General features: G+C 64.5%; 27 protein-coding genes. 13 read left to right on the plus strand and 14 right to left on the minus strand.

Annotation, left to right across the window (positions count from 1 at the left end):
- The first annotated feature begins 124 nt into the window (after window positions 1-124).
- Window positions 125-1,162, plus strand: coding sequence for a sterol desaturase family protein (locus JVX91_RS20915; protein ID WP_205336061.1), 1,038 nt, complete (start codon window positions 125-127; stop codon window positions 1,160-1,162).
- A 203-nt stretch (window positions 1,163-1,365) separates the two neighbouring features.
- Here JVX91_RS20915 and JVX91_RS20920 read toward each other — a convergent pair whose 3' ends face one another.
- Genes JVX91_RS20920 through JVX91_RS20930 form a run of 3 tightly spaced genes read right to left on the minus strand, consistent with a single transcriptional unit; the run spans window position 1,366 to window position 3,211 of the window.
- A complete protein-coding gene (locus JVX91_RS20920; protein ID WP_205336062.1) occupies window positions 1,366-1,611 on the minus strand; it encodes a DUF2790 domain-containing protein in 246 nt (81 codons plus the stop codon).
- Complete coding sequence (locus tag JVX91_RS20925; protein WP_205336063.1) at window positions 1,608-2,171, minus strand: cytochrome b; 564 nt, start codon at window positions 2,169-2,171, stop codon at window positions 1,608-1,610. The genes JVX91_RS20920 and JVX91_RS20925 overlap by 4 nt, the downstream gene beginning before the upstream one ends.
- Complete coding sequence (locus tag JVX91_RS20930; RefSeq protein WP_205336064.1) at window positions 2,171-3,211, minus strand: catalase family peroxidase; 1,041 nt, start codon at window positions 3,209-3,211, stop codon at window positions 2,171-2,173. The genes JVX91_RS20925 and JVX91_RS20930 overlap by 1 nt, the downstream gene beginning before the upstream one ends.
- A 162-nt stretch (window positions 3,212-3,373) precedes the next feature.
- Here JVX91_RS20930 and JVX91_RS20935 point away from each other — a divergent pair, with 162 nt between their 5' ends.
- On the plus strand, window positions 3,374-3,883 hold the full coding sequence (locus JVX91_RS20935) for a sigma-70 family RNA polymerase sigma factor (RefSeq protein ID WP_205336065.1): 510 nt from the start codon (window positions 3,374-3,376) through the stop codon (window positions 3,881-3,883).
- A complete protein-coding gene (locus JVX91_RS20940) occupies window positions 3,880-4,638 on the plus strand; it encodes an anti-sigma factor (RefSeq protein WP_205336066.1) in 759 nt (252 codons plus the stop codon). The genes JVX91_RS20935 and JVX91_RS20940 overlap by 4 nt, the downstream gene beginning before the upstream one ends.
- 79 nt (window positions 4,639-4,717) lie before the next feature.
- On the opposite strand, the gene JVX91_RS20945 is transcribed toward JVX91_RS20940, so the two are convergent.
- Entirely contained in the window at window positions 4,718-5,731 is a 1,014-nt protein-coding gene (locus tag JVX91_RS20945; protein WP_205336067.1) for a dienelactone hydrolase family protein, read from the minus strand.
- Window positions 5,732-5,930: 199 nt separating this feature from the next.
- Window positions 5,931-6,539, minus strand: coding sequence for an FMN-dependent NADH-azoreductase (locus tag JVX91_RS20950; protein ID WP_205336068.1), 609 nt, complete (start codon window positions 6,537-6,539; stop codon window positions 5,931-5,933).
- Window positions 6,540-6,685: 146 nt separating this feature from the next.
- Here JVX91_RS20950 and JVX91_RS20955 point away from each other — a divergent pair, with 146 nt between their 5' ends.
- On the plus strand, window positions 6,686-7,591 hold the full coding sequence (locus JVX91_RS20955; RefSeq protein ID WP_205336069.1) for a LysR substrate-binding domain-containing protein: 906 nt from the start codon (window positions 6,686-6,688) through the stop codon (window positions 7,589-7,591).
- Between the two features lie 6 nt (window positions 7,592-7,597).
- Here JVX91_RS20955 and JVX91_RS20960 read toward each other — a convergent pair whose 3' ends face one another.
- Both JVX91_RS20960 and JVX91_RS20965 read right to left on the minus strand, forming a co-directional pair.
- Window positions 7,598-8,308 (minus strand): DUF1294 domain-containing protein, encoded by a 711-nt coding sequence (locus JVX91_RS20960; protein ID WP_205336070.1) that lies wholly within the window; start codon window positions 8,306-8,308, stop codon window positions 7,598-7,600.
- 10 nt (window positions 8,309-8,318) lie between these two features.
- The gene (locus JVX91_RS20965) at window positions 8,319-9,149 is read right to left on the minus strand and encodes an undecaprenyl-diphosphate phosphatase (protein WP_205336071.1); all 831 of its coding nucleotides are present in this window, start codon (window positions 9,147-9,149) and stop codon (window positions 8,319-8,321) included.
- A 644-nt stretch (window positions 9,150-9,793) separates the two neighbouring features.
- Here JVX91_RS20965 and JVX91_RS20970 point away from each other — a divergent pair.
- The 6 genes from JVX91_RS20970 (at window position 9,794) to JVX91_RS20995 (ending at window position 14,757) form a co-directional block, all read left to right on the plus strand.
- Complete coding sequence (locus JVX91_RS20970) at window positions 9,794-10,246, plus strand: hypothetical protein (RefSeq protein ID WP_205336072.1); 453 nt, start codon at window positions 9,794-9,796, stop codon at window positions 10,244-10,246.
- A 1-nt stretch (window position 10,247) separates the two neighbouring features.
- The gene (locus JVX91_RS20975) at window positions 10,248-10,826 is read left to right on the plus strand and encodes an adhesin (protein ID WP_205336073.1); all 579 of its coding nucleotides are present in this window, start codon (window positions 10,248-10,250) and stop codon (window positions 10,824-10,826) included.
- A gap of 55 nt (window positions 10,827-10,881) precedes the next feature.
- Window positions 10,882-11,886 carry a heme utilization protein gene (locus JVX91_RS20980; protein WP_205336074.1) on the plus strand — a complete coding sequence of 335 codons (1,005 nt, stop codon included), beginning with the start codon at window positions 10,882-10,884 and terminating at the stop codon, window positions 11,884-11,886.
- 76 nt (window positions 11,887-11,962) lie between these two features.
- The gene (locus JVX91_RS20985) at window positions 11,963-12,643 is read left to right on the plus strand and encodes a C39 family peptidase (protein ID WP_205336075.1); all 681 of its coding nucleotides are present in this window, start codon (window positions 11,963-11,965) and stop codon (window positions 12,641-12,643) included.
- Window positions 12,644-12,687: 44 nt separating this feature from the next.
- Entirely contained in the window at window positions 12,688-13,428 is a 741-nt protein-coding gene (locus tag JVX91_RS20990; RefSeq protein ID WP_205336076.1) for a hypothetical protein, read from the plus strand.
- A gap of 54 nt (window positions 13,429-13,482) precedes the next feature.
- Complete coding sequence (locus JVX91_RS20995; protein WP_205336077.1) at window positions 13,483-14,757, plus strand: hypothetical protein; 1,275 nt, start codon at window positions 13,483-13,485, stop codon at window positions 14,755-14,757.
- Between the two features lie 196 nt (window positions 14,758-14,953).
- Here the strand turns inward: JVX91_RS20995 and JVX91_RS21000 are convergent, their stop codons facing one another.
- Window positions 14,954-16,288 (minus strand): sigma-54 dependent transcriptional regulator, encoded by a 1,335-nt coding sequence (locus JVX91_RS21000; protein ID WP_205336078.1) that lies wholly within the window; start codon window positions 16,286-16,288, stop codon window positions 14,954-14,956.
- A 131-nt stretch (window positions 16,289-16,419) separates the two neighbouring features.
- Complete coding sequence (locus tag JVX91_RS21005) at window positions 16,420-17,910, minus strand: RimK family protein (RefSeq protein WP_205336079.1); 1,491 nt, start codon at window positions 17,908-17,910, stop codon at window positions 16,420-16,422.
- Window positions 17,911-18,063: 153 nt separating this feature from the next.
- On the opposite strand from JVX91_RS21005, the gene JVX91_RS21010 reads away from it, so the two are divergent.
- Complete coding sequence (locus JVX91_RS21010) at window positions 18,064-19,158, plus strand: GNAT family N-acetyltransferase/peptidase C39 family protein (RefSeq protein ID WP_205336080.1); 1,095 nt, start codon at window positions 18,064-18,066, stop codon at window positions 19,156-19,158.
- A gap of 214 nt (window positions 19,159-19,372) precedes the next feature.
- On the opposite strand, the gene JVX91_RS21015 is transcribed toward JVX91_RS21010, so the two are convergent.
- Both JVX91_RS21015 and JVX91_RS21020 read right to left on the minus strand, forming a co-directional pair.
- Window positions 19,373-19,807 carry a carboxymuconolactone decarboxylase family protein gene (locus tag JVX91_RS21015; protein ID WP_205336081.1) on the minus strand — a complete coding sequence of 145 codons (435 nt, stop codon included), beginning with the start codon at window positions 19,805-19,807 and terminating at the stop codon, window positions 19,373-19,375.
- Between the two features lie 141 nt (window positions 19,808-19,948).
- Window positions 19,949-20,377 carry an Lrp/AsnC family transcriptional regulator gene (locus JVX91_RS21020; protein WP_088417584.1) on the minus strand — a complete coding sequence of 143 codons (429 nt, stop codon included), beginning with the start codon at window positions 20,375-20,377 and terminating at the stop codon, window positions 19,949-19,951.
- 224 nt (window positions 20,378-20,601) lie between these two features.
- Between JVX91_RS21020 and JVX91_RS21025 the strand changes: the two genes are divergently transcribed.
- The gene (locus tag JVX91_RS21025; protein ID WP_205336082.1) at window positions 20,602-22,284 is read left to right on the plus strand and encodes an NAD(P)/FAD-dependent oxidoreductase; all 1,683 of its coding nucleotides are present in this window, start codon (window positions 20,602-20,604) and stop codon (window positions 22,282-22,284) included.
- Window positions 22,285-22,376: 92 nt separating this feature from the next.
- A complete protein-coding gene (locus JVX91_RS21030; RefSeq protein ID WP_205336083.1) occupies window positions 22,377-23,165 on the plus strand; it encodes a carbon-nitrogen hydrolase family protein in 789 nt (262 codons plus the stop codon).
- 579 nt (window positions 23,166-23,744) lie between these two features.
- On the opposite strand, the gene JVX91_RS21035 is transcribed toward JVX91_RS21030, so the two are convergent.
- The 3 genes from JVX91_RS21035 to JVX91_RS21045 form a co-directional block, all read right to left on the minus strand.
- On the minus strand, window positions 23,745-24,116 hold the full coding sequence (locus JVX91_RS21035; RefSeq protein ID WP_205336084.1) for a cytochrome c3 family protein: 372 nt from the start codon (window positions 24,114-24,116) through the stop codon (window positions 23,745-23,747).
- Window positions 24,113-24,817 carry a ferric reductase-like transmembrane domain-containing protein gene (locus JVX91_RS21040; RefSeq protein WP_205336085.1) on the minus strand — a complete coding sequence of 235 codons (705 nt, stop codon included), beginning with the start codon at window positions 24,815-24,817 and terminating at the stop codon, window positions 24,113-24,115. Before JVX91_RS21040 ends, JVX91_RS21035 begins: the two co-directional genes overlap by 4 nt.
- Window positions 24,818-25,222: 405 nt before the next feature.
- Window positions 25,223-26,173 carry a PDR/VanB family oxidoreductase gene (locus tag JVX91_RS21045; protein WP_205336086.1) on the minus strand — a complete coding sequence of 317 codons (951 nt, stop codon included), beginning with the start codon at window positions 26,171-26,173 and terminating at the stop codon, window positions 25,223-25,225.
- Window positions 26,174-26,444 lie beyond the last annotated feature (271 nt).

The raw sequence follows: 26,444 nt of genomic DNA on the forward strand, positions 1-26,444 counted from the left end.
ACAGCAGCAGCCGACACGTCTCATGCTAACGCCAGCCTGTACCGCGCTGCAGGTTGAGCTAAAGCGCAGGCGCCCAGCAGTCCCAGCCCCCGGTATTCGAGGCCCCCCCCGCACTTGAGCCAGCATGATCGAGTTCTCGCATCCGCATAGCCGGGTATCCGCCCTGGTAGTGGACCCCGTGGTCGGCCAACTCTCCAGCCTCTTCGACCTGAGCGGCCGCGTGGGCGTGGTGTTCCTGCTGTGCTCCTACGCTATCGCCTATGTCCTGTTCCGCTTCCGCCAGCATCGCGGGCTGACGCAGTCGGCATCGTTCTGGCAGTTCATCGGCGGCGCGCGGGTGAATTTCCATCGCTCGGCGCTGCTGGATTACCGCTACTACCTGGTGCGCGGCATCCTCAATGTGGCGTTGCTGGTGCCCATCGTCGGGCTGGTCGATCCGTACATCCTGCGTTCGGGCGATTACATCGCCTTCTTCACCAATCTGTGGGGCGCACGGCCGCAGGTGGGCGAGAACCTGGGCCTGTCGCTACTCTACGGCCTGGGAGTATTCCTCGTCAGTGACTTCAAGAACTACTGGGTGCACCGCGCCTTCCACTCGCGCTGGCTGTGGGCGTTCCACAAGGTGCATCACTCGGCGGCGGTGCTGACGCCGATCACGGCGAGCCGCGTGCACTTCGTGGAGAAGCTGGCGGCGAACCTGGCCGGGACCGCGCTGCTCGGCGCCTACGCCGGTATCTTCTGGTACGTCTGTGGCGGGCAGGTCAGCGCCTATACGCTGTTCGGCGTGACCTACCTGATCCTGCTGTTCAACGTGCTGGCCACGAACCTGCGCCACAGCCATGTCTGGCTGTCGTTCGGGCCGGTGATCGAGCACGTGGTGAACAGCCCCGCCCAGCACCAGATCCACCACAGCGACGCGCCCCGCCACTTCAACAGGAACTTCGGCATCAACCTGTCGCTGTGGGACTGGATGTTCGGCACGCTCTACGTCACCCAGCGCACGCCGGAGCCGATCCAGTTCGGCGCCGGGGAGCATGACGATGCGAAGTATTCGTCACTGTGGAGCCTGATCGTGACGCCGTTTGTGGAAACTGGACGCAAGATGCGGATAGCCCTGCGTCCACAGATGACGACACCTCATGATGAGGCCAGCAAGGCATGATGCAGATGGCTCCAGGGAAATGCGGACGGCGCCGATATCGAGACTTCACATGCGCTGGGCGTACCGATCATTTCTCTCGCGATCCATAAGCTGGTCAGGAACCGAAGCTCCGGCTAGCGACTTGCCGGGCGTGTTCTGACGTCGATCAGACAAGAAGTGGGCATGCAGGGATAGCGCGCGCCCACCTGTCTTATTGGCTTCCTTCAGTTCTCATTCCCGCACCCCTGCCCCCACACCGGGTACCGCAGCGTATGCAACTTTCCGGCACTGTCCTCATAAGTCATCTCCACCTCCCGAATCCCGCAGAAGTCCAGGTCCGGTGCCTGTACCACGCGCTTGATATCGAGCTTTTGCCCGAAGTGGTAATCCTGCGCAGGTGGTGCGTCCTGCGCGGCGAGAGCCGCGCAGGAAAAGGAGAAGCAAGCCAAGGCGATGGCCAGCGCTTTCATGGTCGATCTCCACGAGAAGAAGCACGCGGCATCGGCGCGCCGGTCATGCTGGGTAGAACTTCGTCGCGACGGATGACCCCATGGAACAGTGCGGCGGCGAGGTGCAGGAGGATGGTCGCCAGCAAGGCATAGGCAATGACGCTGTGGGCGCTGCGCAGGATGGCGTGGAGTTGCACCGACGGCGAGACTAGCGCAGGCAGTTCGAATCCACCCCACAGCACGACCGGGTAGCCACCGGCCGATTGCATGGTCCAGCCCACCAGCGGCTGGGCCAGCAGCAGGCCGTAGAGCACAAGGTGCGAGAGGTGCGCGGCGCTACGTTGCCAGCCGGGCATGTCGCTGGGCAGCGCGGGAATTCGGTGAGTCAGGCGGACGACGATGCGCAACAGCACAAGCACCAGCAGTGCGGCACCCAGGGGTTTGTGGATGGCGACCAGCGCGGCGTGGCGCGGGGAGACGCTGGCGACCATGCCCAGGCCGATCAGCAGCATGGCGAGTACCAGCACCGCCATGAGCCAGTGCAGCACGCGCAGGGCGAGCGGGAAGTAGATCGGTTTCATCAGTGGGTCTCCTGCGCCTGCTCACGGGTGCGACGGTTGAAAGATTCCGAGTAGGCGGCCGAGCGCGCGCTGAGCAGCGGGTCGTCGGAGGCGCGGATGCCGTCGGGGAGGATCAGCGGGTCGTAGTTGACGTCGCGGCAGTCACCGCCGATTTCTGGTTGCAGGCGTTCGATCACCAGCTCGCCGGCGTCCACCGTGCGGCGGCTGGCGGGCCAGGCCTGGGTGGCGTCGCTGGTGCTGTCGCCGGGTTCGCCCAGGGTGAATTGCAGGCGCCAACGCAGCGGGCCGGCGGCGATGCGCTGAGCCAGTTCGTCGGCGAGGAAGTCGGCGTCGCCGCGCTTGTCGGCGGCCATCGGCTCGACCGGGGCCTCGGGCTGTACGGACCAGCGCACGGGCTGTTCCTTGCCGTCCTTGTTCACCAGGTAGAAGGCGTTGAGGCCGTAGTAGGCGCTGTTGGCATAGCTGGACGAAGGCGTGGAGGATTTCACCCATTGCAGGAACGGCTGGGTTTCCGGGTGGGCCTTGAAGAAGGTGCCGGCCTTTTCCGGGTCGGACTTGCCCGTGCCCGGTTGTGGCGCGGTGGCCTGTTGCAGGGCGAAGAAGCTGGCGACGTCGCGCACGACGAAGACCGGCATGGCGTTCATGCCGGTGCGCCACTCCTGTCCGTCCGCCGGCAGGAAGCGCAAAGCGAGACTGCGGATCGGCGCGGCGCCGTCGCTGGCCTTGGGATTGCCACCAGGGATGGCGAGACGCCCCACCACCGGCACGCGGCCGACGGAGAACAGGCTGGCGCGTGACAGATCGGCCAGCCCGCCGTTGCTGTCGAAGTGGCCGATCACACACAGTCCCTTGGCGTGGTTGCGCCGGTAGCCGGGGTAGACGCCGCCGTTGTGCTCCAGCGTATTGATGACCTTGCCCGGGGTGAGGCGCTGCGGGTCGAGCCAGCCGGCGACGTAGGCGAAGACGGCGGCCACGCCGAGTACCACGGCGCCGATGGCGGCCAGGCGCAGGGGCACGTTGGGTGTGGGTGTTTCTGTCATTTCCAGCTCCTCAGGCTTAGGCTGAATGCGTTGAGCCGGTATGACGCACCGTGCGCGGGGTTATTCCCGCCACTGGCGAAAGATTTATTTTTTCGTGTGGAAGGAATAGATCGCCGCAAAGTTCGTCTTTCTCGCTCGAACCCACCCATTCCTGGCGCACCGATGCATTCACTGGACGACCACTCATTGCGCGAGCTGCTGCCCCGACTGCGGCGCTTCGCCCTGTCGCTGACACGCAGCACGAGCAGCGCCGACGACCTGGTGCAGGCCACGCTGGAGAAAGCGCTGTCGGCCTGGACCGGCCGCCGCGACGACGGCGACCTGCGCGCCTGGCTGTTCTCGATTCTCTACCGGCACTTCATCGACGGGCAGCGCCGCGCGCGGCGCTACGCGCGAATCCTCAGCTTGTTCGGCGCAGACAGCGCGGTCAGCGCATCCCCCGAGGACATCGTCAGCGCACGCTCGACCCTGGAGGCCTTCGAGCGCCTGCCGGCCGAGCAGCGTGCGCTGCTGACGCTGGTGAGCGTCGAAGGCCTGAGCTACCGCGAGGTGGCCGAGGCACTGAATATTCCCATGGGCACCGTCATGTCCCGCCTGTCGCGCGCCCGCACGGCGCTGCGTGCGCTGAGCGAAGGACAGGCGGCGACACCTTCTTTGCGGGTACTGAAATGAACGAACGCATTCCCGACGGCACTCCCCAGGAACAGGATCTGCACGCCTACCTCGACGACCAGCTGGACCCGTCGCGCCGCCAGTGGGTGGAAGCCTGGCTAGCCACTCACCCGGACGATACCCGCCGCGTGGAAGGCTGGCGACAGGATGCCCAGCAACTGCGCGCGGCCTTTGCCGGGCAGGTGCGCGGAGCGCTGCCAGAGCAGTTGGACCCGGCGCGGATTCGCCGTCAGCTCCAGCAACGCCGGCGTACCCGGCTGGCCACGGCGGCGGCACTGCTGGTGGCGCTGGGCGTCGGCGGCATGGGCGGCTGGCAGATGCGCGGCGACGCCATGATGCGCGGCATGGTGCCGATGCAGGACGCGGTACAGGCTTACCGGTTGTTCGCCGATGCCAGCCAGAGCGGGCTGGACCTGCGCGATGGCGGTGATCTGCACGGCTGGCTGGCACGCTACCTGAAGGACGCCACGCCGCCGCCGGCACTGGAACAGGTCGGGCTGAAGACCGTGGGTGCGCGCCTGCTAGCCACCGAACAGGGGGCGGCGGCGCTGGTGATCTACGAAGATGGACAGGGCCGCCGGCTGACGTTCTTCATCCGCCCGCCGGGTCCGCGCCACGAGATGCTGCCACAGGGACAGCGGACCGATGGGGACCTGCTGGCGCGTTACTGGAGCCAGGGTGGCTACAACTACGCGCTGGTGAGCCGCAGCGATGATCCGCAGGCGCAGGTCGTCGGGCAGTTGGTGGGGTTCTAGGGGCGACGGGGCGATTGGAGGCGGACGTTGTCCGCCCTTCGCGGACAAGGTCCGCTCCTACCGGGTTTGATGGTAGGGCCTAGCGCCCCGAGGTCTGCATCGTCGCGCCGCCGAGGCTGACGTCGAAGAACTCCGCCGCCGAGGCCGCGAGGTCACGGTGAATGGCTTGGCGGTCGAGGCCCTGGGAGTCCTTGCACAGGTCCGGCGTGGCCTCCTTCTCTTCCTCGGAGCACGGCGCCATGAACACGAAGTGCCCCGCGCCATCGAGTATCCGCAGGTCCGGCTGCTGCGGCAGCTTGCGCGCCAGGGCGCCGGCGTTCTTCTTCCAGTCGAGGATGTGGTCGTCGTTGCCGGTGTAGAGCAACACGGGCACCTGCACGTCTTCCAGTTCGTGGGTGCCGTACATCAGGCTCAGCGGCGCAAGCAGCAGCAAGGCACCGACGCGTGGATCGGCCATCGGCACCAGGTCGCGGCGATCCGCCCGCACGGTGCCCTGCTCGCTGCAGGCGTCGCTATCGTCCGGGCGCTGCTGGCAATATTTGATCAGGCGCTCCAGGCGCGGCTGCGCGCCGGCGAGGATCAGTGCGGTCTCCCCGCCTGCCGAATAGCCGATCACGCCGACCTTGCGTGGGTCGACGATGCTGGCCACTTCGGGATCGAGCAGCGCCGCGTTGATGGTCTCGGAGACCTGCAGCGGACGCCCGTAGAGATTGCTCAGGGCGCCGAGGCGGCTGTGGTCATGCAGGTTGTCGCCTGGGTGCAACAGCGTCACCACGACGAAGCCCTTGCGCACCAATGCTTCGATCAGGTCGCGGTGGGCCAGCGGCGTGCCGTAGTTGCCGTGGGACATCACCAGCAGCGGGAAGCGCCCGTTCGCGGTCTTGCCTTCGTAGGCGACGTCGAGGATGAAGTTGCCCAGGTGCAGCGGATGTTCGGCCGCGCGCGTCGGGTAGAAGGCGATGGCCTTCATCGGTTGCTGGTCCAGCGGATCGCTCACCTGCAGGCGATGGAAACCCACGTTCCAGCCGGGCGACGCCCAGCCCGCGGTACTGAAGGTAACGAGCAGCACAATCCAGAGCAGGCGCCTCGCCATGGTGCAGTTCGCCTCGAAATGTATCCAGATCAGGCGCCACGAGGCTTGTCGGGGGATGCGAGAACCGCGCGGCGCCGCCAGGAGTGAATCTCTGCATAGTACGCGCCAGTTTTACCGGGCTCGAGGTAGCGGACGGATGGCAACGCCAGGGCAATGAAAAAGCCCCGCAAGGCGGGGCTTTCTCCGGAGCGGCAATCGATCAGGCAGCGGCGAACTGGCTGGCGATGTTGGCCTGCGCGCTGGCAATGGCGTTGCGGCGCGGCTCGTCACCGTAGGCCAGGCCTTCGGCGCGGACGAACTCGATGTCGGTGATGCCGAGGAAGTTCAGCACCAGTTGCAGGTAGTTCTCGTGGGCGACACCGGTCGGCTGGCCAGCGTGGATGCCGCCGGCGGTGGAGACGATGATCACTTTCTTGCCGACAGCCAAACCTTCAGGGCCGCTCTCGGTGTAGCGGAAGGTCTTGCCGGCGACGGCGATGCGGTCGATCCATGCCTTGAGCTGGCTGGGCACGGAGAAGTTGTACATCGGCGCACCGATGACGATGGCGTCGGCGGCCAGGAACTCCTCGATGCTCTGCTCGCCGAGGGCGGCTTCGTGCTTCTGCGCGGCATCGCGCAGTTCGGCCGGGGTGCCGGCGGCGACCAGGCTGGCGGAGGACAGGTGGCGGATGGCGTCGGCGGCCAGGTCGCGGTAGGTGACCTGTACGCCCGGCTCGGCGGCAACCCAGGCGGCGACCACCTCGGCGCTCAGCTGACGGGAAGCGGAGTTATCGCCCAGGATGCTCGAATCGATGTGCAGCAGTTTCATGTTTGCTCTCCAGATAGCGTGGGCCAAACGGGTTGGCCAAGTGTCACGGCGGAAGAATGCGTCGTTGGAGGCAAGACTACGCATGTAGCCAATCATCGATAAGTCAGCAAAAATGCAATGATTCGTCTCATCAGTAGGACAATACCATGCAGGACCTCAACGATCTCTTCTACTTCGCCAAGGTGGTGGAGGCCGGCGGCTTCGCCGCTGCCGGGCGCTTGTTGGGGTTGCCGAAGTCACGCCTGTCGCGGCGGGTGGCGGAGCTGGAGGCGCGACTCAACGTGCGCCTGCTGCAACGCACCACCCGCAAGCTGGCCCTGACCGACTTGGGCGAGCGCTATTACCGACATTGCCAGGCCATGCTGGTGGAAGCCGAGATGGCAGACGAGGTCGCCGCCCAGCTCAGCGCCGAACCACGCGGACGGGTGCGCTTGTCCTGCCCGGTGGCGCTGGCGGAAACCTCGCTCAACGAGATGCTCCCGGGCTTCCTGGCCGCCTATCCGCTGGTGAACCTGGAGTTGCTGCTGACCAACCGCCGTGTCGATCTGCTCAATGAAAGCATCGATGTGGCGCTGCGGGTGCGCGCGCCAGGGGACGAAGACCTGTCACTGATTTCGCGGCGCCTGCGCCGGGCGAAGACCGCGCTGGTGGCCGCTCCGGCGCTGCTCAAGGGGCGCAAGCCGCGTGCTCCGGAAGACCTGGCCGCCCTGCCCGTCCTCGGCGCCATCGAGAGTGATCGCAAGGTGCACATGAAGCTGATCGGGCCCGACGACGAGATTCGCGAGATCGCCCTCGAGGCGAGGTTGGCGGTGGAGGATTTCAACCTGCGCAAGAATGTGGCGCTGGCCGGGCTGGGGGTGACCCTGCTGCCGCTGCACTACTGCACACAAGAGTTGGAAGATGGCCGGCTGGTGCGCGTGCTGCCCGGCTGGAGCGAACCGGAGGCCTACCTGCAGGCGGTGTACCCGCACCGGCGCGGCATCCTGCCGGCGGTACGGGCACTGCTCGATTATCTCGAGGAAGGTTTTTCCAGGGACGACTGGCCGGTGTGACGGGCCTCAGGCGGGATTGCCGCCCAGGCCCATCAGCGCGCCGATCCAGCCCAGCAGCCGGCCGCCGCTGAGCCAGTCGATCCAGAACAGCTGGTGCAGCAGGACGATGGCCCAGAACACCAACTGGAACGAAACCTTGCGGGTCTTGTGGCGGAACACTTGCTGGGCCAGGAACGCCCCCGGCCAGCCACCCAGCAGCTCCAGCAGGTGCAGGCTCTGTTCGGGCGTGCGCCAGTCATTGCGTTCGGCGCTGCGCTTGTCGCGCCAGTAGGCGAGGAACGCCAGGACGCTGAAAACCGGATAGAGCAGCAGGAACCAGACGAAGTAGCCGTCCTTGAGCCACAGCGCCATGCCGATGACGGGCAGCGCCAGCAGGACGATCAGCCACAGCAGCGCACGCCCCACCGCGCGGCGCGGCGCCGACGGGAACGCCACTTCCCGGCCGCTGCGCACGCGCTCCCGCGTGGCGGCCGCCGCAGGCTTGCGGCGAATCGCCGGGGTGTCGATGGCCAGCGCGCCGAGCCGCGCATGCTCGGCGCGCGGACGGCCGTCCTTGTCGGTACCCTCGACGTAGCGAACCTGGTCGCCACTGAGCGGGCGCCGGTCGCCGCGGAACGCGGAGATATGCAGGAAGACTTCCTTGCCGCCGGACTGCGGACTGATGAAGCCGAAGCCTTTCTCATCGTCCCAGCGGCTGATGATGCCGTTCTTTTCCATGACTACAGACTCAGGGTTTTGCACTGCTCCAGTCGATCAGACTGAACTGCCAGGTCGCCAGGATCAGCAGGCCGAAAGCGATACGGTACCAGGCGAACGCGGCGTAGCTGTGATTGGCGATGAATTTCAGCAGCCCGCGTACAGCGATCATGGCGAAAATGAACGAGGTGACAAAGCCGACGGCGAACACGGGAAGGTCCGAGGGCTGGAACACATCGCGATACTTGTAGCCCGAGTAGAGCGCGGCGCCCACCATGGTCGGCATCGCCAGGAAGAAGGAAAACTCGGTCGCCGCCTTGCGCGACAAGCCGAACAGCAGGCCGCCGATGATGGTGGCGCCGGACCGCGAGGTCCCCGGAATCAGCGCCAGGCACTGGGCGCAGCCGACCTTCAGGGCGTCCTTCCAGGTCATGTCGTCGACCGTCTCGGCGCGGATGACGTGCTGACGCCGCTCAGCCCAGAGCATGATCACGCCACCGACCACCAGCGCCACCGCGACGGTGACCGGGTTGAACAGGTAGTGATGGATATAGTCGGCGAAGGCGACGCCCAGCACGACCGCCGGAAAGAACGCGATCAGCAGGTTGACGGTGAAGCGCTGCGCCTTGCGCTGGGTCGGCAGGCCGCAGACGATTTCCAGGATCTTGCGGCGAAACTCCCAGACTACGGCGAGGATCGCCGCCAATTGGATGATGATGTTGAAGGCCTCGGCGCGCTCGCCGCCAAAGCCGATGAGGTCCGCCACGATGATCTGGTGGCCGGTGCTGGAGATGGGCAGGAACTCTGTGAGCCCCTCGACCACGCCAAGAATGAAGGCCTGGAAGGCGCTCCAAGAATCCATACTGCATTCCCCCGCGAGGCACGCATGCTCGCTCGTTTCTAATGGTTGTAGCCGTCGCACGGCGTGGCCGACAGGCCCTGGCGCGTGAGCGCAGCAACGGCGTCGGCATGCTAATGCATTGGGCGCACATTGCTACGGATGTCACGAAAATTTCTCGCACGTCCTGTCCAACAGCCGAGGCATTGGCAGAACACGCGTCGCAGAAGCGTTTCCCTGTTGCTCGGGTGAAGCAGACAGCCCTGCGCCGGGCAGGTTCGTGATCCGGCGAAAATTGTCTAATTCATTGAAAAATAAAACGTACTTTCGTACCAAAAAAATGCCGGAGAGGCGCGCGCTGTTACATCGCCGAAACACCCCGACAGGCCCCAAACGCAAGCGGGCTGCGCCCCACCCCACCTATCCCAAAGTTGTGTATCAGCCGCGAAACACGTTCTGGCTCATCCGTGATTCAAGCCCCGTGCTAGGGCCTGCGGAGCGGATTCCAGCCCCATCGATGTATCGCCCGCGAGACACTTGCTCGCTCATGGCTCGTAGGGGCTTTCGCCAACTCGTTGATTTATCGACGCAATCCAAAAGCGGCACGGCAACTGCTCCACCTTGGTACCGCTGGTTAGGGCTCAGCGCACCAAGAAGGAACCGCCATCATGGGGAACATCGACTCACGGATCGTCGGCATTCTCGTCACGCTCGCTTGCGGCGCGGCCAGCGTACCGTTGTGCCCCGCCGCCCTCGCCGGCGACGGCACCATCGTCCTGCAACGCCAGGTACAGCCGCGTGTCGCCACCCGGCCAACCGACATTCCCGACCCCAATCCCATCACGGTCAACCCGAACATCTCCGAACAGGTGGTGCGCCAGACCGATAACGCCGAACTGAACGACAGCGACTTCGCCCGCGTCACCAGCGGCTCCAGCCTTGAACGACACATCCTGCCGGGCGGCACGCTGGTCGGCATGGACAACGGCACCAACCAGTCGCTGAACGGCAACACCATGGGCGCCGGCGCAGCTGGCGGCGGCGCCGGCATCTCCAACTCGGTGAACCGCACGGTCCAGCAGGGCCTCTCGCCCCTGCGCATGCTGACGGGAGATCGCTGAGATGAACGCTCGCCTGCTCGCACTTCCCCTCCTGCTCTGCTCCGTCTCCGCCTTCTCCGCCGATCCCTCGACGATCAACAACGCCTCCATCGACAACGCCGGGCGCAATTACAACGGCGTGGCGAGCGTGAACCAGGCGGCCGGCGACCAGCAGCAACAAAGCAACGGCCGGGCCATCGCCATCGGTACCGGCGCCCAGGCAACCACGCAGTTTCGGCAGACGGTCAACGCCTTCGTCGACCCCAACCAGGCCGCGTCCGCCAGCATCAACGGCAACGCCTTCTCCAACGGTAACGGCGCACTGGGCGTGAACCAGGCCGCCGGGGCCGCCAACCAGCAAGTGAACGCCATGCGGATCAGCGTCAGCGCGGCTCCGCAGAGCGTCGACGACAGCGTGCTTTCCCAGCAGAACGTCGCGCTGCCAGTGAACTCAGGCTCAGCGGATTCCACCACGGGTAGCCGGCAGGTCGTTACCAGCGACCAGGCCTTTGCCGGCAGCCGGGGTGTCGTCCAGGTGAGCCAGAGCGCCGGGGTGGGCAATCGCATTGCCAACACCCTGACAATCCGGGTCGCGGATTGACCCAAGCCAACTCCTATAACACTAAACACGCCAGACAAAGCAAAGGAGATACACCATGAAACCCACAATGGCTCTGAAGCCCCTGGTATTCGCTGTCGCAGCGATCATGGCTGTAGCGGTGCAAGCGGATAACCGTAACAACAACGGCCATGGCCATGGGCATGACAACGGTCATGGCCATGAACAACATCAACCCAAGCCTCCGTACGATCCCTATAAGGACCCGCGGATCGAGGCAGGCGCCAGCGCCGAGGTCGAAGATACCCAGGAAAGCAGTGACAACACGGTAGCCAACCTGGGCACGAAAAACACCGCAACCGTTGACGGATCGCTGGGGAGCGCATCCGGTAACGTGGGTGTCAACGTGGCCGCCGGTGACATGAACCAACAAGCCAACGCCGCCGCCCTGGCCACCGCCGATGAGAAATTCATCTTCGGCTATGCCCACGCGTCGACCGACGTTACCCAGACCAATACGGATAACCAGGCCTGGAACTTCTCCACCACCAACAAGGCAACACTCAGCAACTCGGCCAACGGTGCCTCCGGGAACATCGGCATCAACGTGACCGCCGGCAACTACAACCAACAGAAAAACGACATGGCCGCCGCCGTGTCCGGCGGTGCCACCGCCGACTCCTACAGCGGCGCCACTCAGACCTCCACGGGCAACACCGTGGGCAACATCGCCTTCCTGACCTACGAGAAGGAAACCCTCAAGTCTGAGTTCAAAGCCCACGGTACCTACAAAGGTGCTGGCGTTGGCTACGTCGTGGACGAAAGCGGTCGTGGCGGCCATGACAGCCGTAACAGCGGCGGCAGCAAAGAAGACAAGGATCCGCTCTTCTTCGTCGAAGCCGGTACGGTTGACCTCAAAGGCCAGGCTACCTATCAGGTGCTGGTCCCCACTGGCTGGAAGGATCCGGTCAAAAACGACGCCAGCCTGACCAACTCGCTGAACAACGTGTCGGGTAACGTTGGAGCGAACGTCGCGGCCGGTATCGGCAACCAGCAAAGCAACTCGCTGTCCATCGCCGCAGGTTGCAAATCCTGCCTGTAAGCGACACAGCGTAGTACCTGGAGGCTCCGGCAACGGAGCCTCCTTTCTCCTGAGCCGACCCCCAGGCGTCACGATCATGCGTACGTCCGCCCTGCTTCTGCTCGCACTTCTGTCGCTCACGACCCAGGCCGCGCAGCTTCCTTTCGCCATCCTTCCCGGCGGAACCATGGCCTACAAGCACGTCGAGAGCATCCGCGAGCGCAGGTTCAGCAACCTGGTACAGCAGAAGACCGACTTCAGCTGCGGCGCCGCCGCGCTGGCGACGATCCTGCGCCAGGCCTACGCGCTGGATGTGGACGAGGACTTCGTGATCAAGGGAATGCTGGTCCGGGCCGACCCGGATCTGGTGCGCACCCAGGGATTCTCCATGCTGGACATGAAGACCTACCTGGAAGCCATCGGCATGCGCGCACGCGGGTATCGCATCCCGCCGGCCTCTCTGGAGAAGCTTACGATCCCGGTGATAGTGCTAATGGACATTCGCGGCTACAAGCACTTCGTGGTGATGCAGCGTGCCTATAAAGGCCACGTCTACATCGGCGACCCGGTGCTGGGCCACAAGCGCTTCACCCAGGAAGATTTTCTCAAAGGCTGGAACGGCATCATCTTCGCCGTCATCGGTCCGGGCTACGAACAGGCCAACGCCCTGATGAGCCCACCGGACCCGTTGACCGCCAGGGACCGACTGGATGCCTTCCGCCCGGTCAAGGACGCGGAACTCATGGAGTTCGGCTTTATCCAGAGTGACTTCCTCTGACCGCTCAAGAACGGAAGGCAGGAATCCTTCCGGGGAGAAAAACAATGAAAGTGATCCCGCTGCTTGCCGCCACCTGCCTCATGGCCTGCCTGCCGGTCCAGGCGGAGAGTGTCTTCAAGCCGATCGAGCTGAAGGATCAGGAGCTGGCCCAACTTCGCGGTAGATACGTGATGCCTGGCCGGGTCATCAGCTTCGGTATCGTCATGAGCAGTACCTGGAAAAACGCCGTGGGCGACAACATCGGCGCCAAGGTCAGCATGCAGGTCCAGGAATCCACCATCAAACCGCAGTTCTACGTTTCCACCATCAATGAGTCGGGCAACGGCGGCGCAACGCCGGCGGCGGGCACCGGCACCGTCAGTGGCGGCGCCGGCCTCAACCAGACCCAGGGCGTTACGCAGAGCGTCCGCTCCGCGGGCGACTACAACACCGCTTCCAACAACGTCAACATCGACGTGAGGGAAGCCAACCAGGCGCCGCACGTAGCCCAGGACGGCACTCCGCTCAACGGCTCGCCGGTCACCGCCAGCAATGGCGCCGGCACCGTCAGCGTGACCCCCGGCAACGGCGGCATCCAACTCGCGATCAATGCCAATGGCCAAGGCAGCAGCATGCAGCAACTGGCCGCCGGCGGCCTTCTCCAGGCCGCGCAGATGGTAGGCGGCAGCAACGCCGTCAACAACGTCGCGCAATTGAACGTAGTCCTGCGCAACAACCTTCCGTCGACCGGAGCATTGGACTGCAACCTCGACCAACTCAAGGGTCTGCGCACCATGGGAATGTGATCTACGCTCAAGTGCGACTGTGAAGTCCAACCTATAAGTCAAGGACAGCGCGCCATGCACCGATCGCTACGGTTCCACACCGCTATCTGTGTATCCGCTTTACTCCCCTCGACTTTCGCCGCAGCCGCGACGGAAGCCGAGGTGGAGACCCTGAAACAGGAACTGATCGAACTCAAGCAGCGCTATGAGGCGCAGCAAAAGGCCCTGATGGTTCTGGAGCAACGGGTCAGGCAGGTGGAAGAGGCACCCGCCACGCCTGCCCAGCCCAAGCGTCTGGTCACCCCGACAGGAAAGCCAACACCGCCCGGAACAGGCACCACCGTTGCCTCCAGCGGCAGCTCCTATGGCGAATCGCTCAAGGATGACGCCAGTCCGCCCAAAAGCGTGGAGAACCTCTACGACGAAGCCAGCGGATTCTTCGGCAACGGCACCTTCAGCGTCGAGACAGGCCTGACGTACACCCACTACGACACCAAGCAACTGATCCTCAACGGCTTCCTCGCGCTGGACACGATCTTCCTGGGCAACATCGGCGTGGATAACATCAACGCCGACAACTGGACCCTGGACCTGACCGGTCGCTACAACTGGAACAACCGTTGGCAGTTCGATATCAACGCCCCTGTCGTCTACCGCGAAAGCACCTACGAATCGGCCGGCGCCGGCAACTCCACGGCGCAGTCCACCGACGAGACAGTCAGGCGTGATCCGACCCTCGGCGACGTCAACTTCGGCATCGCCTACAAGTTCATGGACGAAACCGAGTCACGTCCGGATGCGGTAGTCAGCGTGCGCGTGAAAGCGCCCACCGGGCAGGAGCCATACGGCATCAAGCTCAAACGCTCGAAGAACAACGACAACCTCAACGTGCCCGAGGAATTGCCTACCGGCAACGGCGTCTGGTCGGTCACCCCCGGCATCTCGCTGGTCAAGACCGTGGACCCGGCCGTGCTGTTCGGCAGCTTCTCCTACACCTACAACTTCGAGGAATCCTTCGACGACATCAGCCCGACCCAGGGTGTGAAGCAAGGCGGCAAGGTCGACCTCGGCGACTGGTTCCAGATCGGTGCGGGCGTGGCATTCGCCCTCAACGAGAAGACCAGCATGTCGTTCTCCTTCTCCGACCTGATCGCCAAGAAGAGCAAGGTCAAGGCCGACGGTGGCGACTGGACCAGCGTCACCGGCAGCGATGCCAACGCGGCCTACTTCAACTGGGGTCTCACCTACGCCTGGAGCCCCAACCTGACCATCGTGCCGAACCTGTCCATCGGCATCTCGCCGGACGCGCCGGATTTCAGCTTCAGCGTGAAATTCCCGTACTACTTCTGACGCTTCGGTTGGATCAAAACAAAGGCCCCTTTCGGGGCCTTTGTCGTTTCATGGCTTCTCATCGCGCGCCAACGCAAAACCGTGGCTGCTCGCAGGCCTGTCCGTGAACTCCAACGCAGAGGACCGCTGAACGCGCAACCGTATCAAGGCGGGTAACGGATCCACGTCCGTCCCCGCCCCGACCGGCTTCCCCGCCCTAGCGCAACTGATGCTTGTGCAACAAGCGATAGAAGGTCGGCCGCGAAATGCCCAGCATCCGCGCCGCCACGCTGAGATTGTCACCGTGCCGGGCCAGGGCATCGCACATCGCCTGGCGCTCGGCACCCAGCTTGTACTCTTCCAGGGTCACCAGCGGCTGGTGCGCCGGCCGGCCCTTCTCTCGCTCCAGGCCCAGGTCGCGGGCCTCGATCTGTCGCCCCTCCGCCAGGACCAGGCCACGCCGCACCCGGTTGGCCAGCTCGCGCACATTGCCGGGCCAGGCATGCTCCGCCATCGCCGCCAGCGCATCATCGGAGAAGCGCCGCGGCCGGCGTCCGGTCTCGACGCTGTAGAGGTGCGAGAAATGGTTGGCCAGCAATGCCAGGTCGCCGTTGCGCTCGCGTAGCGGCGAGGTGGAGACCTGCAGCACGTTCAGCCGGTAATAGAGATCCTCGCGGAACCGCCCGGCGCGGATCGCCGACTCCAGGTCCACGTGGGTCGCCGCGATCACTCGCACATCGACATCGATGGGCTGGCTGCCGCCGACCCGCTCGATCTGCTTCTCCTGCAGCACGCGCAGCAGATTGGCCTGCAGCTCCAGCGGCAGGTCGCCCACTTCGTCGAGAAACAGCGTGCCGCCGTTGGCCTGCTCGAAGCGACCGATTTTGCGCTGGTGTGCACCGGTGAAAGCGCCCTTCTCGTGGCCGAAGAGTTCGGACTGGATCAGGTTTTCCGGAATCGCCCCGCAGTTGATCGCCACGAACGGCCGGATCGCACGGCGCGACTGGCGGTGCAACGTGCGCGCCACCAGTTCCTTGCCGGTACCGCTCTCGCCACGGATCAGTACCGGCGATTCGGTGGGCGCGAACTTCGCCAGCAACTTGCGCAGCTCACGCACGTCGCGGCTTTCGCCGAGCAGTTCGTGCTGGTGCTCGTCGCTGTGCACACTGCCACGCCCGCGCAGGCGCGCCATGCCGAAGGCGCGACCGAGGGTGACCTGCACCCGCGCCACGTCGAACGGCAAGGTATGGAAATCGAAGAACCATTCACTGACGAAGTCGCCCACCTCATGCAAGGGCAAGACTTCGGGGCTGAGCACGGCTATCCACTCCGTGCCGCTGCGGCTGATGAGTTCCTTGACGGACTCCCGGCGTTCGAGATGCCGGGGTTGCAAGCGCAGCAGGCCGACGTCACAGCTGCGGTCGCTGGCACCATCCAGCTCGCAACTGTCTACCTCCCACCCTGCTGCCCGTAGTCCGGGTAAAAGCCTTCGGCAGTCATCGCATGGATCGACCACCAGCAGGCGACGAAGATTCGTGGCTGCCTCGAGCATGCTCCCTTCCTTGGCGCCATTATTTTGAAAAACGTTAAAAAACAGTTGTTTGGCGCTCCAGTTTGTAAAGCTAGCAATATCTTGACGCAGCACATCGACCGTTTTCCTATAAGGTCAATGACGAATCGGTCTCACCATCCCCGCCCTCTCCGCTTGACTTCGAGGCGCCTCACGAACTCCTCGAGCACCAGTTTGTACAGGTCGTCGCCCAGGTACACATCCTCGACGCCGCAGTCGATGTTCGGGTTGTCGTTCACCTCGATCACCACCACTCGATCACCCGACTGTTTCAGGTCTACGCCATAGAGTCCGTCGCCGATCAGATTGGCCGTCTTCACCGCCAGTTCCACGACCTTGCGTGGCGCCTCGTGGACGGCCATGGTACGGAAATCGCCGCTCACTTCCTGGGCGTCGGGGCTGTGGTCGTAGATCTGCCAGTGGCCCTTGGACATGAAGTACTGGCAGGCGAAGATCGGCTTCTGGTTGAGCACGCCGATACGCCAGTCGTACTCGGTATAGAAGAACTCCTGGGCCAGCAGCAGCACCGAGCGCTCGAACAACTCGGCACTGGCCGTGAGCAGCTCCTCCTGGTTCGTCACCTTGATCACGCCACGGGAAAAGCTCCCATCGGGAATCTTCAACACCAGTGGAAAGCCCAGCCGCTCGCCGACTTTCTCCAGCTCCTGTGGATTGTCCTTGTAGAGAATCTCGGTGGCCGGCATACCCAGCTTGTGACTGCGCAGCAAATCAGCCAGGTAGACCTTGTTGGTACAGCGCAGGATCGACACCGGGTCGTCCATCACCACCATGCCCTCGCTCTCGGCCTTCTTGGCGAAGCGGTAGGTGTGATCGCTGACGCTGGTGGTTTCGCGGATCAGCAGCGCGTCGTACTCGGCCAGGCGCGAGTAGTCCTTCTTCTCGATCAGGTCGACATCGATGCCCAGGCTCTTGCCGATGCGGATGAAATTCTTCAGCGCCTTCGCGTCGGAGGGCGGAAAGGCTTCCTCCGGATCGTGGAGGATCGCCAGATCGTAGCGGTACTGCTTGCGCGAGCGCGGCTTGCGCCAGATCTGCCGGCTGAAGCCATCCAGCGCGTTGGCGAAGTGCTCCTCCTGGTCCTCCCGCAGCTTGTGGATGTTGCCCGGCTTTACCCCCTCGATGTGCCAACCACGGTTCTTGCGGAACTCCACCAGCAGCATCGGGCACGGCAACGCCTCGAACAGCTGGCGCGCCAGGTCCTGCAGCGGCTCGATGTCGGTGCGGCCGAAGTACAGGGTCAGGGTGAAGCCATCGGTGCTGCCGTAGGGATGGTCGGACAGCGCCTTGTCGAGAGTCTTTTCGAGGTCTTCCAGGGCCAGGCTGTAGAGGGACTTCTTAGCCAGTTCGCTGATGCTGCGCACCGACGGGATGACCTTGTGCCCGCGCGCCTCGGCCAGCAACGAGCAGTAGTAACCGTGGCCCAGGTACTTGTAGTTGCGGCACAGGTTGATCACCTGCACACGCTTGCCGTTGTCGTCGTCGATGGGCATCTCCAGGTACTCCTGGGCGGTGACCACATCGTCACTGGGATAGTACGAAGCCCAGTCTTCCTTGCGTTCCACGATGATGAACAGCTTGCTCACGACACCTCCGAAGACGGGCAGCGCGCTTGCCGCGCGGTGTTCCCGGGACAATACTGGTTGCGGATCACTGCTTCTTCGACCGCGCGATGGACTCCCCGTTCGCGGCCCGTCCCCCGCCAAAGTGCTCCTGGCAGATTAACGAATCCTTACTCTATGAAGCTGCAATTTCGCGCCGCCACGTCCGACGACCTGAACGCCCTGGTCGAGATGGAAAATCGCTGTTTCGAACACGACCGCCTGTCCCGCCGCAACTTCCAGTGGATGATCACCCGCGCCCATGCCTCCCTCACCGTCGCCGAGTCCGACGACCAGTTGCTGGGCTACGCGCTGGTGCTGTTCCACCAGGGCACGTCGCTGGCACGCCTGTACTCCATTGCCGTTGACGAGCGCGCCCGCGGCATCGGCCTGGGCCAGAAGCTGCTGGACCGCGCCGAGGACGAGGCGCTGGAGAACGACTGCGCCTACCTGCGCCTGGAAGTGCGCCCGGACAATCGCGGCGCCATCGCCCTCTACGAGCGCAACGGCTATCGCCCCTTCGCCAAGGTACGCGACTACTACGAAGACCATAGCGAAGCACTGCGCTTCGAGAAGCGCATCCGCCAGATCAACGAGCGCACCCACCGCCACGTGCCCTATTACCGGCAGACCACCGAGTTCACCTGTGGGCCATCAGCCCTGCTGATGGCCATGGGTGCGCTGGAGCCCAAGCGACGTCTGGAGCGCCGCGAGGAACTGCGTCTGTGGCGCGAGGCGACCACCATCTACATGACCGCCGGCCACGGCGGTTGCAGCCCGCAAGGCCTGGCGCTGGCAGCGCACCGACGGGGGTTCCGCGTGCAGCTGCAATTGTCGGAGGACGGCCCGCTGTTCCTCGATGGCGTGCGCAGTGAGGAGAAGCGCGAGGTCATGCGCCTGGTCCACGAAGACTTCGCCGCCGAACTGGCGCGGAGCGACGTGGAGCAACTGCTGCTCAACCAGTTGGACATCGACAGCGCGCTCGAGGCCGGCGGCCAGCCGCTGGTACTGATCAGCAGCTATCGGCTGACCCGTTCCAAGGCTCCGCATTGGGTGGTGGTCACTGACTGCGATGAAGACTTCGTCTATCTCCACGACCCCGACGTCGACCACAGCCAGCACCGCGAGCCGCTGGATTGCCAGCACATCCCGGTTAGCCACGCGGAGTTCGAGCAGATGAGTCGTTTCGGCCGCAGCAAGCTGCGCGCGGCGGTGATTCTCCACAAGCGCTGAGCAAGGCCGGCGAGCCCGGCTCTTTGTAGGAGCGGATCTTATCCGCGATCTTCCTCATGCACGTCGCGGATAAGATCCGCTCCTACAAAAGCTTCGCCCAGGCCTGAATGCGTTGTTCATCGCATCCGGCCAGCGCGCTGGCTACTGTCGCCACCAGACATTTCCCCACCAACGAAAAAGGCGCCCTTCGGCGCCCTCTTCCATCCGCGCCCGCTCAGGGCACCATGGCCATCCCCACACCAAAGCGGTTCCAGGCATTGATGGTGGCGATCGCCAGAGTCAGGTTGGCGATCTCGGCATCGCTGAAATGCTCGCGCAGGGCATCGAACTGGTCCTGCGGCGCATGCTTCTCAGCCAGCAGGGTGAGGCTTTCCACCCAGGCCAGGGCCGCGCGCTCACGCTCGGTGAAGAAGCGGGTCTCGTGCCAGACACTCAGGGTCTGCAGGCGCGCCTCGGTCTCGCCGGCCTTGCGCGCGTCATTGGCATGCATGTTCACGCAGTAGGCACAGCCGTTGATCTGCGAGGCGCGCAGGCGCACCAGTTCCAGTAGCGAGTTTTCCAGTCCGGATTTGGCCAGCGCCTGCTCCAGGCCGATCATGGCCCTGTAAGCGTCGGGGGAAGCCTTGGCCCATTCGATACGTGCACTCATGGTGATCTCCAGTGGGGCCCGCCGAAGTGCGGGAATGGAGATACGTTAGCGCCGCTTGGGCCGCTGTCGAATAGCCAATTCCCGGCAATACCGGCAGACCAATGGTGCCAATCGCCAGGCCAGTCGTGCAGGCGCAAGCGGTCAGCGATCGATCCGTGTAGACAGGATGATCGACGACATCGTCCGCTCCACTCCGTCCAGCGCGCCGATGCGGTCCAGCACGGCGTCGAGGTCGCGGATCGACAGCGCTTCGACGATCACGATCATGTCGAAGTTGCCGCTCACCGAATGCAGGGTCTTCACCTCGGCGATCTTCTCCAGCGCCTGCACCACCTGGTGCGAGAGCTTGGGCAGCGCCGTCACCAGCACGTGGGCGCGCACCAGCGACTGGGCGTAGCTGTCCGACACCTTGATCGAATAGCCGCTGATGATGCCCTGCTGCTCCAGCCGCTCGATGCGACTCTGCACCGTGGAGCGGGACACCCCGAGCTTGCGCGCCAGCTCGGAAATCGACTCGCGGGCGTTGGCGCGCAGCAGGTTCAACAAGGCCGCATCGGCGTTTTTCGTCATATTGCTCATTGGATTGATCAATCTGCCTGAAAGCTCCCGCCAATCTTGCAGATTGTCGGATTCATTTCAACGACGAGCTTTGCAATAGTGATCGCCAAGGCGAGCCCACCAGCTCGCCATTTCTTTGCCCGCGCGCCACTCATCGACTGGCCTCTGCGGGCTCCGCAATGCCTTGCCAAGCTGGTTGAAACAAACCGGCGTGCTCAGTTAACCGGGAGATTCCAATGCACAAGAACCGCCATCCCCACACCCCCGGCAAGAAACCGGTCACCATTTTCGGCCCGGACTTCCCCTTCGCCTTCGACGACTGGATCGAGCACCCCGCCGGCCTGGGCAGCATCCCGGCCGACAAACACGGCCAGGAAGTGGCCATCGTCGGCGCCGGCATTTCCGGGCTGGTGGCGGCCTACGAATTGATGAAGATGGGCCTCAAACCGGTGGTCTACGAGGCCTCGAAAATGGGTGGTCGCCTGCGCTCCGAGACCTTCGAAGGCGCCGACGGCATCATCGCCGAGCTGGGCGGCATGCGCTTCCCGGTGTCCAGCACCGCCTTCTACCACTACGTCGACAAGCTCGGCCTGGAAACCAGACCTTTCCCCAACCCGCTGACCCCGGCCTCGGGCAGCACCGTGGTCGACCTGGAAGGCACCAGCCACTACGCCGAGAAGATCGACGACCTGCCGGAAATCTTCCGTGAAGTCGCCCAGGCCTGGGCCGACGCGCTGGAAGACGGCGCGCGCTTCTCCGAGATCCAGGACGCCATCCGCGAGCGCGACACGGTCAAGCTCAAGGCCCTGTGGGACGAGCTGGTGCCCAAGTGGGACGACCGCACCTTCTACGACTTCGTCGCCAGCTCCAAGGCCTTCTCCCGGCTGTCCTTCCAGCACCGCGAAATCTTCGGCCAGGTGGGCTTCGGCACCGGCGGCTGGGACTCGGACTTCCCCAACTCCATGCTGGAAATCTTCCGCGTGGTGATGACCAACTGCGACGACCACCAGCACCTGGTCGTGGGCGGCGTCGAGCAGGTGCCGCGCGGCATCTGGAACCACGTGCCGGAAAACTGCGCGCACTGGCCGGCCGGCACTTCCCTGGCCTCGCTGCACAACGGCGCGCCGCGTCCGGGCGTGAAGAAGATCGCCCGCGCCACCGACGGCACCTTCGCCGTCACCGATTACTGGGGCGATACCCGCCACTACGCGGCCGTCCTGGCGACCTGCCAGACCTGGCTGCTGACCACCCAGATCGAATGCGAGGAAGCGCTGTTCTCGCAGAAGATGTGGATGGCCCTCGACCGCACACGCTACATGCAATCCTCAAAGACCTTCGTGATGGTCGACCGGCCGTTCTGGAAGGACAAGGACCCGCAGACCGGCCGCGACGTGATGAGCATGACCCTCACCGACCGCCTGACCCGCGGCACCTACCTGTTCGACAACGGCGACGACAAGCCGGGGGTGATCTGTCTGTCCTACTCCTGGATGAGCGACGCCATGAAGATGCTCCCACACCCGGTGGAAAAGCGCGTGCAGCTGGCCCTGGACGCGCTGAAGAAGGTCTACCCGAAGGTCGATATCGCCGGGCACATCATCGGCAATCCGATCACCGTGTCCTGGGAGGCCGACCCGCACTTCCTCGGCGCCTTCAAGGGCGCGCTGCCGGGCCACTACCGCTACAACCAGCGCATGTACGCGCACTTCATGCAGGACGACATGCCCGCCGAGCAGCGCGGCATCTTCATCGCCGGTGACGACGTATCCTGGACCCCGGCCTGGGTGGAAGGCGCGGTGCAGACCTCGCTGAACGCCGTGTGGGGCATCATGAAGCACTTCGGCGGCGCCACCCATCCGGAGAACCCCGGCCCTGGCGATCGCTTCGCCGAACTGGGCCCGATGGCGCTGCCGGACTGATTCATTCCACTCAGTGAAGAGCGGCTCGCGCAGGGCCGGGTTCAGGTGCAAACTGCCTGGTCTCGGCCTTGCGCATTTCGAAGGAGAACACCATGTACCTCGCCCTCTACCAGTGCCCGCCCGGCCCCGAAGACGTCGCCGGCAACCTGCAGCGTCTGGAGCAGGCTGCCCGGCAGGCGGCGCAGAACGGTGCGGACCTGCTGGTGCTGCCGGAGATGTTCCTGTCCGGCTACAACATCGGCGCGAAACGTGTCGCGGAACTGGCGGAAAGCTGCGACGGCCGCTCCGCCCTGCGCATCGCCGAGATCGCCCGCGAGCACAAGCTTGGCATCCTCTACGGCTACCCCGAACGTGACGCCAACGGCGCCATCTTCAACAGCGTGCAGTTGATCGCCCCCCAGGGCGAACGCCGCGCCAACTACCGCAAGACCCACCTCTACGGCGACCTCGACCGCAGCCAGTTCAGCGCCTCCGACGAGCCGCCGGCGATCTTCGAACTGGACGGCTGGAAGATCGGCCTGCTGATCTGCTTCGACGTGGAGTTCCCCGAAGCCGTGCGCACCCTGGCGCTGGCTGGTGCCGACCTGGTGCTGGTGCCCACCGCCAACATGCGCCCCTACGAATTCGTCGCGCAGGTACTGGTGCCGACGCGCGCTTATGAGAACCAGGTGTTCCTCGCCTACGCCAACTATGTCGGCAGCGAAGGCGAGATCGAGTACTGCGGGCTGAGCAGCATCGTTGCGCCGGATGGCCAGGTGATGACCAAAGCCAAACACAGCGAGGAACTGCTCGTGGCCGAGCTCGACCCGCAGCGCATCGCCCTGGCGCGCGAGGGATACAGCTATGTGCACCTGCGGCGGCCGGTGCTGTATCGCAGCTGAAGAAAAGCCCGGCATCACACCGGGCTTTCTTTTGTAGGAGCGGACCTTGTCCGCGAAGCGCCCTGGCAGCCTGCATCGAAGCATCAGGTTTCCCTTCATGCCACCCGACGAATCGCGAACGCCGGGAGACCCCTCTGCGCCCTGAAAGATTCGCGGACAAGGTCCGCTCCTACAGGTTCGGGACTGCCGTTGTGTCGCGGTGGCACGTCTGGCAGCTGCGCACTGGTCCGCTGGCGTGGAAGGCCTGCAAGCGTTCGAGGTGACAGCTCTGGCACATCTGATGGAAATCCGCCTCGATGCGCACGGCCAGCGCCGGACTCTGCTTGTGGCAGAGGATGCAAGTGCGGTTGCCGGAGACCGAAGGGGACTGAACCTTGTAGTCGTGGTGGCAGGTGCTGTATCGCAGCTGAAAGAAAGCCCGGCATCACGCCGGGCTTCCTTTTGTAGGAGCGGACCTTGTCCGCGAAGCGCGCCTGCAACCGATGCCGAAGCTTCAGGTTTTCCCTCATGCCATCCGACGAATCACGAACGCCGGGAGCTCCCTCTGCGCCCTGAAAGATTCGCGGACAAGGTCCGCTCCTACAGGTTCGGGACTGCCGTTGTGTCGCGGTGGCACGTCTGGCAGCTGCGCACTGGTCCGCTGGCGTGGAAGGCCTGCAAGCGTTCGAGGTGACAGCTCTGGCACAGCTGATGGAAATCCGCCTCGATGCGCACGGCCAGCGCCGGGCTCTGCTTGTGGCAGAGGATGCAGGTACGGTTGCCGGAGACCGAAGGCGACTGGTCCTTGTAGTCGTGGTGACAGGTGATGCAGTTCACCGAGGCGTGCGGCTCATGGGGAAATGCCAGTGGCATCAGCGGCCGGGCACGTTGCCAGTGTTCATGGGCGAACCACGCCCCTGCCGCCAGTGCCACGACCGCGGTGACGGAAAGACCGATCCAGATGCGCTTCACAGCGGCAGCTCCACGTTTGCCAGCAGGCTGTAGAACGCTGACATCCCGATGATCACGCCGCTGGCCGCCAGCGCGAGCCAGGTGGCGCGCTGCGCCGTGTTCCGCTTGCGCCCGCTGATGCCGTTGGCCGGTTTGGGCAGGCGCGGCCAGATGGCCGCTGCCAGCATCAGCGCCACCAGCAATGCGCCTTTCCAGATTCCGCCGCTGTAGTAGCCCGCGCCAAGCACGTGCACCGCCATCAGCAACAGAGCGAAAAGACTGCCGCCGTAGTGCCAGCGGCGGAACATGGAAGCGCTATTGCTCCAGCGAGGACGGACGCGGTTCAGGCTGGAAATCGCCAGGACCAACATCAACAAGGCCGAACCCAATCCGGCCAGCATGTAGCCAGGCGCGGATGGCAGCAGGTCTTCGATCAGCAGCGGCTCGTCGACCAGCAGCACGACGATGTGGATCAGCAGCAGCGCCACCGCCGCAAACCCGAGATCACGGTGCAAGCGCAGGAAGAATTTCCCCTCGTAGAGAGGACGCGGCTGCGGACGGCCGCCGATGACAAAGAGCAGCCCTAGCAGACATGCCCCGAGCAACCCGGCAGCGTTGGCGAAATCCCAGACGTAACCGAGCCCCGGCATGGCGCCGAGGCCGAGCAGGATGGCGACCGGCAGCAGGCAGCCGAGCGTCAGGCGCGCGATCAGCGCAGGCATGGGGAACTCCAAACGAAGGACTATGGCCGGAGGCTAGCAAGCGCCGACGGCGCGGGAGTGTCGCTGTCTGCCAGACGAATTGCCAGCCCTGCCAGCGCGCGCCGACCTTATCCCGTAGGAGCAACTGTCTTCTCCTGGGGAGTCCGTACCAATGCATCCCCCTCATCCCAGCCCTCTCCCTCAGGGAGAGGGGGCAGCCCGAGCCGGCTGACGCTGACGTTTCATCCTGCACCTAACGGTCCCCTCTCCCCTTGGGAGAGGGCTGGGGTGAGAGATGGCCCAAGCGCAGAGGCATCTCGTAGGAGCGGACTCTGTCCGCGATGATTTCCGGCGCGAGGAGGAACCTATCGCGGACGGAGTCCGCTCCTACGCAAAGCCCGCCTGAGTGCCGAAGAGCGATCCGGACTAAAGGTCCAGCACCAACCGCGCCGACCTGGCCCGCGAAACGCAGGCGCAGATCTGCTTGTTGGAGGCCTTCTCCTTGTTCGACAGGCAGTTGTCGCGGTGCTCCGGCTCGCCTTCCAGCACCTCGACGATGCAGGTGCCGCAGATACCCTCGCGGCACTCGGTGTCGATGTCGCAGCCGTGGGCCTGCAGCACGTCCACCAGCGTCGAGTCCGCCGGCACATGGAGCACCACGCCGGAGCTGGCCAGTTCCACTTCGAAGGAGCCGGCCGGCGCCGTGTTGGCGGCCGGGTCGGCCTGGAAGTGCTCCAGGTGGATGGCGTCTTCCGGGCGGCTGCGCGCGGCGATCTCCACCACTTTGTTCATGAACGGCGCCGGGCCGCAGGTGTAGACGTGGGCGTGCTGCAGTGCGCGTTCCAGGCAATCGCCCAGCACGCTGTCCAGATCAGCCGGCTCGACGCCGTAATGCAGCTCGACCTTGCCGACAAAGGCCTCGCTGGCCAGCAGCTCGACGAAAGCCGCGTGCTCGGCGGATCGGGCGAAGTAATGCAGGCGATACGGCTCGCCCTTGGCGTTCAGGCGGTAGGCCATGCTCAGCAGCGGCGTGACACCGATGCCAGCGGCGAACAGCACGTGCTCGCGGGCTTCCGCTGCCAGGCGGAACAGGTTGCGCGGCGCGCCGATGTCCAGCTCCGCGCCTTCCTGTACGTCGTGCAGGGCACTGGAGCCGCCACGGGACGCGCCCTCCTTCTTCACCGCCACGAGGTAGGCGGTGCGGTCGTCCGGCGGGCTGCACAGCGAATACTGGCGCGTCACCCCGGTGGGTCCGGTGACGTCGACGTGGGCGCCCGGCTCGTAGGCGTCGAACGGCTGGCCATCACAACGTACGAGACGCAGGGAACGGATGTCCTGCGCTTCCTCGACGATCCTTTCGATTCTGACCTTCATCATGGCGTTACCTGCAAGGCGTTGATTGCGGGCTCTGTGGCCCCTTTCCGGCCTCTTTTTCACGAGCGGACGGGTTTATCGGTTCTTGTGGGGAGCGAGGAATTTGTCCTGTCTCCGAATGGTTCGACTTCGGCGCAAGGGGATTGCCCTCACCCCAGCCCTCTCCCAGAGGGAGAGGGAGCCGAACGTGCCGGCTGACGACACGGTTTCATCCTGCTCCGAACGGTCCCCTCTCCCCTTGGGAGAGGGCTAGGGTGAGGGGGCTCTTGATACC

Origin of the sequence: Pseudomonas sp. PDNC002 (genome assembly GCF_016919445.1) — a bacterium.
GTDB lineage: Bacteria > Pseudomonadota > Gammaproteobacteria > Pseudomonadales > Pseudomonadaceae > Pseudomonas.